The sequence below is a fragment of the Mesorhizobium sp. SEMIA396 genome (assembly GCF_024518615.1).
Classification (GTDB): Bacteria; Pseudomonadota; Alphaproteobacteria; order Rhizobiales; family Rhizobiaceae; genus Mesorhizobium.
Map to the genome: position 1 here is coordinate 1 of NZ_JANIFC010000029.1, position 6,135 is coordinate 6,135.

The following is a 6,135-nucleotide window of genomic DNA, read 5'->3' on the forward strand; positions in this document are numbered from 1 at the left end:
CCTTGCCGGTCTTGGAGATGGCAATGCCGTTGGGATTGACCAGGAACACCTGGCCATTGGCGTTGAGCTGGCCCGATATGGTCGATTTAGTGCCACCGGTGACGCGGTTCAGCATCGTTGCCGAGGATGATGGCTGGTCGATAGTGACTGTCGCGCCGGCGCCGATGGAAAAACTCTGCCAGTTGACGATCGCCGAACTGGTCGACTGCCTGATGGTCAGTTGCGACGACGATGGATGGGCGATGGTGACACCGCCGGACGCGACGCTGCCGCCTGTCGGCAGTTCCTGTGCTCGCGCCGACGTGAAACCGACAAGTGCCGTCGACGTCAAAAGCAGCGCCATCAACGGCGCGCCGGTGCGGTTAAGGTGCCGCCGTGAGAGGGTTTGGCGCTGCGCGGTCATGTCTTCCTACCGGATCGAGGCAACGCTGCAGACGGAAGCTGCGTCCGCCACGCCCTGGCAGAAGGCGGGGCCATCAAGCCGCGGGTCTTCAACCAGCGTTTGCGCATCGCCAGCCACCGGCTGTCCGGTGAAGAAAACCGGAGCCGGCCCGCCAGCAGCATGAGCATCGGCGTTGTACGCGACCGTGCTGGCTGCATCCGGTGCCGGCACGGTGTTGGGCGGCGAGACCACCAGATCGGCACCGACATAGGTCAGTTCATAGTTGGCCGAGAGGGTCAGGCTTCCCTGTTCGATGGCGTAGTTGCCAGGAGGGCTAGCGTGTGTCGCCCCAGTCGAGAGCGCGCCAAGAAACGTATCCCCGTTGACCAACCCCAGACCGCCGATCGAATAGGTGAGTGGCGGATTGGGCATGCCCTGCGGCCGGCTCTGCGCATCCGCCACTATGGTGATCGCCCGCTTGCCGATGCTGAAGTCGGCACCGGCATAGCTGATCTCGTAGTTCGAATTGGCGCTGTCGGTAAGCGTGCCCTGGCCGATCGCGTAAGCTCCGGCGTTCTCTCCCAAAACGCGATCGAGAGCGCCGACCAATCCCACACCACTGCCGAGATCGGTGCTGGTGTAGCCATAGGAGGACGGGTCGGCATCGCCGTAGATCTTGCCCTGGCCCGAATTGGCCGTGACGGTCACGACACGCCTGCCGATGCTGAAATCGGCGCCGACATAGCTGATGTCGTAGTTCGAATTGGCCGCATTGGCGAGTGTGCCCTGCCCGATCTGATAGGCGCCGACATCTTCGCCGGGAGTGCGGTGGAGAGCGCCAACCAGCGCCGCACCACTGCCGAGATCGGTGAAGGTGTAGCCATAGGACGACGGATCGGCATTGCCGTAGGTCTTGCCCTGGCCCGAGCTGGCAGTGACGGTCACGAATCGCTTGCCGATGCTGAAACCGGCGCCGACATAGGTGATGTCGTAGTTGGCGTTGGCCGCATCGGTGAGGGTGCCGCGGCCAATGGCATAGGTCCCGACATTCTCGCCCTCGGCGCGATCAAGCGTGCCGGTCAGCGCTGCGCCGCTGCCGAGATCGGATACTCCGTAGCCGTAAGACAGCGGATCTCCGTCCCCGTAGATCTTGCTCTGGCCCGCATCGGCCGTCACCGTGATCGCGCGCTGCGTCACCGAAAGATCCGCGCCGATATAGCTGATGGCGTAATTTCCGTTGGCAAGCGTGCCTTGGGTGATGCTGTAGCCGCCGACATCGGATGATGCTGCGGCGGTCCTTGCCAACGCACCACTCAGGCTGTCGCCATTGGCGAAATCGCCCGAGGTCAGTTGATAGGTCAGCGTTGGATTGTCATCGCCATAGACACGGCTCTTGGCATCGGCCGTCACCGTAATCGCGCGCGGCGTCACTGACAGGTTTCCGCCGACATAGCTGATCGCGTAGTTGCTGTTGGCGAGCGTGCCCTGCGTGATGCCGTAGCTGCCGACATCGGATGCTGTCGTTGCCGAGGTCGCCAGCGCACCGTTCAGGCTGTCGCCATTGACGAAATTGCCTGCGGTCAGCTGATAGGTCAACGCCGGGTTGGCATCGCCATAAACACGGCTCTTGGCATCGGCCGTCACCGTGATCGCCCGTTTCGTCACCGCCAGATTGGCGCCGGCATAGCTGATCGCATAGTTGCTGTTGGCGAGTGTGCCTTGCGTAATGCTGTAACTGCCGACACCAGATGCTGTCGTGGCCGCTGTTGCGAGCGCGCCGCTCAGGCTGTCGCCATTGACGAAATTGCCCGTGGTCAGCTGATAGGTCAGCGCTGGGTTGGCATCGCCATAGATGCGGCTCTTGGCATCGGCTGTCACCGTGATGGCGCGCTTCGCCACCGACAGATTGGCGCCGACATAGGTGATCGCATAGTTGCCGTTGGCGAGTGTGCCTTGCGTGATGCCGTAGCTGCCGACACTGGATGCCGTCGTAGTTGTTGTTGCCAATGCACCGCTCAGGCTGTCCCCATTGACGAAATTGCCTGATGTCAGCTGATAGGTCAGCGCCGGATTGGCATCGCCATAGGCACGGCTCTTGGCATTCGCCGTCACCGTGATCGCGCGCGGCGTCACCGACAAATTGGCGCCGGCGTAGGTGATCGCATAATTGTTGTTGTTGAGCGTACCCTGCGTGACGCCATAGCTGCCGACACCGGATGCCGTGGTCGCCGATGTCGTCAGCGAACCGCCCAAGCTGTCGCCATTGACAAAACTGCCTGATGTCAGCTGGTAGGTCAGCGACGGATTGGCGTTGCCATAGATACGGCTCTTGGCATCGGCCGTGATCGTGATCGCGCGCTTGGCGATGGCGAAACTGCCGCCGACATAGGTGATGTCGTAGTTCGAATTGTTAGCGTTGGTGATGCTGTTCTGGTTGATGGCGTAAGTGCCGGCACTGTTCCCGGCCGTGCGGTTGAGGGTGCCGACCAGAGCCACGCCGGCGCCGAGATCCGAAACGGTGTACGCATAGGATGACGGATTCGCATCGCCATAGATCTTGCTCTGGCCCGGCGTTACCGTCACCGTTACCGCGCGTTTGCCGATGGTGAGCAGGCCGGTGCTGCTGTAGGCGAAGCCATAGCCGCTCAACGCCGCGAGATTGCCGGCGCCGACGGTGATTGCATAGGATCCTGCTCCGACCTGTGTATTGCCCGGCGGGTTGACGGACGTGACGCTTGGGCCGCCGCTGAAGGTCGTGGCGGCGGTGTCGCCGAGATAGGCGCCGACCGCGCCCGCCTGATAGCCCGCCACTGAATAGGTCACTGCCGGCAGGGCGGTGTCGCCGTAGGTTTTGGTCGCGCTGTTGGACGTAAACGTCAGTGTCGGCTGATAGGCGAAGACATAGCGGTTGCCCGTCGCGCTCACCGCCCCGCCGGCGGTCGTGTTCCAGATGGCGGTGTTGCCGCTGTCGAGATTGCCGAAATTGTTGCCGGTGGGAGCTGCCGTATAGACCAGCCAGCGTCCGCTGGTGGCGGTGACGGCATCGCTGCCGCGACTGTTGATGAATTGTCCTGCGGCTGAGAGCACCGGATCCGTTCCGCTGATCGTCGCACTTGCCGCGATGGTCAGATTGCCCGCCGTCTGAAGCCTTACCGAACCGGTGGTGTTCACCCCGGTCGCCGTAACCCCGCGGGCGGTGGAAGCACTGGCGATCGTCAGGCTTGCGCCATCGCGCAGATCGACGGAACCGGCGTTGCCGGCGACGTTGCCGATCTGGTTGCCGGCGTTGGTCAGGGTGAAGCTACCCGTGCCACCGAGAACCAGCGACGCCGCCGTCAGGCCACTCGTCTGCGTCACCACGCCGTTCGACGACAGCGCCATCGTGCCGGTGCCGACCGACAGCGCCTGGTTGAGGGCGAAGGTGGCTGCTGCGGTTTCAATCTGGCGATTGGCGAAGGACAGGCTGCCGACAGAGGTTGACCCAATAGCCGCGCTATAGGCGCTGCTCAGCGTCGATAGCGAAGCGATCGAGCCATCCGTCTCGTCGAGCCGCCAGTCGCCATAGACGTTGAGGTTCGAGACATTGCTGCCGGACAGGCCGGTCCGGAAGGTCACGCTATTCTTGGCGCCCGAGTCCGCTTCGGCAACGGTGTAAGCGAGCACCGAGTTCGAGACCGCGCCCGCCGGCAGAGCGAGATAGTAGTAGCCGTTGACGCCGGTCGAGACTGTGCCGAGGTTTACGCCGCCGGAGACGACGGACACCAGCCCGGGATTCTTTGTGTAATAGGGCTGGCCGGTACCGGAAATCAGCGGCGTGTTGCCGGCATCCTTGTAGGCAATTCCGGAGATCGCCTGGACGCCATTGGGGTAGAAGCTCTTCAGATAGGGATAGAGGCCGCCAGTCCCGCCGCCAAAGGCGGCACTCAGTCCGTTGGCGCCGCCATTCTGGAAGCTGGAGGTCGACAGGCCGACGACATTGACATTGGGGCCGGTGGTGCCGCCGCCGATCGCAGGCTTGGCGATGGATGTGGTATTGTAGGGGCCTGATGTCGAAGTGTCGTACGCGCCCGTGACCACGCCGTCGTAAAGGTTGTTGCCGATGAACGCGCCGACATTCCATCCGCCGCTGACCGCGCCGGTCGAATAGCTGTCGGTTATCCTGCCGCCCTCGCCGACCCCCGAGTAGCCATAATTCGATCCGACGAGGCCGCCGACGGCCGCGCCGCCGCTGCCGATATCGACAGCGCCCATGGCATAGACGCGATCGATGGTGCCGAAATTATTGAAGCCTACCGCGCCGCCGGCGGTGTTAGTATCGCGAGCATTGACGACCACCGTCGAGAAGCTGTCGGAGAGCGCGCCGTCGTTCTCGCCGATCAGACCACCTGAGGCGGACCCGTATTGTGTGGTGAACAGCTGACCAGTCGAATAACTCTGGGCCACCGTGCCGGCATTGAACCCAGCGATCCCGCCGAGGGTCCTGAACCCCCGGACCGTCACATTGGTGACGCCGACATTCTGAACCAGGCCGCCCGCGCCGATATAGCCGAACAGGCCGACATATTGGGCAGCGGACTGCGTCACCGACAGGCTGTCGACGGTGTGGCCTAGCCCGTCGAACGAGCCGGTGAAGCCATTGCCGCCGTTCTGGATGTTGCTGTTGCCGTCGGTGCCCAGTGATATGAAGCCGAGACCGCTATTCCAGCTGGACGTGGTGCTGGCATCGATATTCTTGGCCAGCGCATAGCTCCCGGTGAGCCCGCTGTTGATCGCCTGCAGGCCGTTGACATCGTAGATCAGCGTGTAGCTCTGGCCGTCGATCGACAGCGCCTGCGCTCCCGGCGTGCCGGTGAAGGTCGCCGATGCACCCAAGGCATAGGAGATCGTGCCGCCGGTACCGCCATTGTTGGTGACCAGCGTCAACCCGCCGCCGCCGCCGATCGTGGCGTTCGCATTGAAGACGATCGAATGAGAGGCGCTGAGCGTCAGCGTGTTGGTGTTCCAGCTGATCGGCGCGGCAATGGTGATGTCGCCAGCCTGCGAACCGCCGCTGCCGGTTGAGATGGTGACGTTTGCGGTTGCGAGAAGGTTCTGCAGCGTGGTGACGTTGATGACGCTGTCATTGGTGTTGGCGGACATGCTGCCGCCGGTGTTGCCGGCAGCGTTGGAGATGGTGACGTTGTAGGGGTCGAGCAGAAGGTCGCCGGTATCGCCGAAGCGGGCGCGCAGATCGACCTCACCGGTGAAGTCGAGGCGCTGCTTGCCGGACACTTCCGCGAAGCCGCCATTGCCGCCGTCATCGCCACCACGTGCGGAAATCTTGCCCGCGAACTTTGTCTGCTCGTCCGACCAGACGATGACCGTGCCGCCATCGCCGGTGCCGGTCGCATCGGCGCTGATTGTCGTCTTCGCATCGATCTCGGTTGTGACCGCGTGCTGGAGCGTGCCAGAACCTTGCTTGTCGCCGCCGATCTTGACCGTGCCGCCGCCATTCTTGCCCGAGGCATCGACCTTGGCGGCCTTGAGCTTCAGTTTGCGGCCGGTGACCGTGACCTTGCCGCCCTTGCCGCCGGCCTTGGCCGAAGCATCGAGCGTGCCGGTGATTTCGACCGAGCCTTCATCACCACCAAGCACGATGGCGCCGGATTGACCTGACACCGTGCGTGCCTCGATGACACCGGACATGTTGACGGCCTGGCGTGCTGCATTGCGCACCGCCGCCGCCTTGAGTTCGACCAGTCCGCCATCGGCAC

Annotated in this window: 2 protein-coding genes; both read right to left on the reverse strand. The window is 63.3% G+C overall.

The window, feature by feature from the left end:
* On the reverse strand, nucleotides 1-403 hold a 403-nt coding region (locus tag NP503_RS33080; RefSeq protein WP_256755073.1), incomplete at its 3' end, for a filamentous hemagglutinin N-terminal domain-containing protein.
* A 6-nt stretch (nucleotides 404-409) separates the two neighbouring features.
* Entirely contained in the window at nucleotides 410-6,097 is a 5,688-nt protein-coding gene (locus NP503_RS33085; RefSeq protein ID WP_256755074.1) for an MBG domain-containing protein, read from the reverse strand.
* Nucleotides 6,098-6,135: the final 38 nt, after the last annotated feature.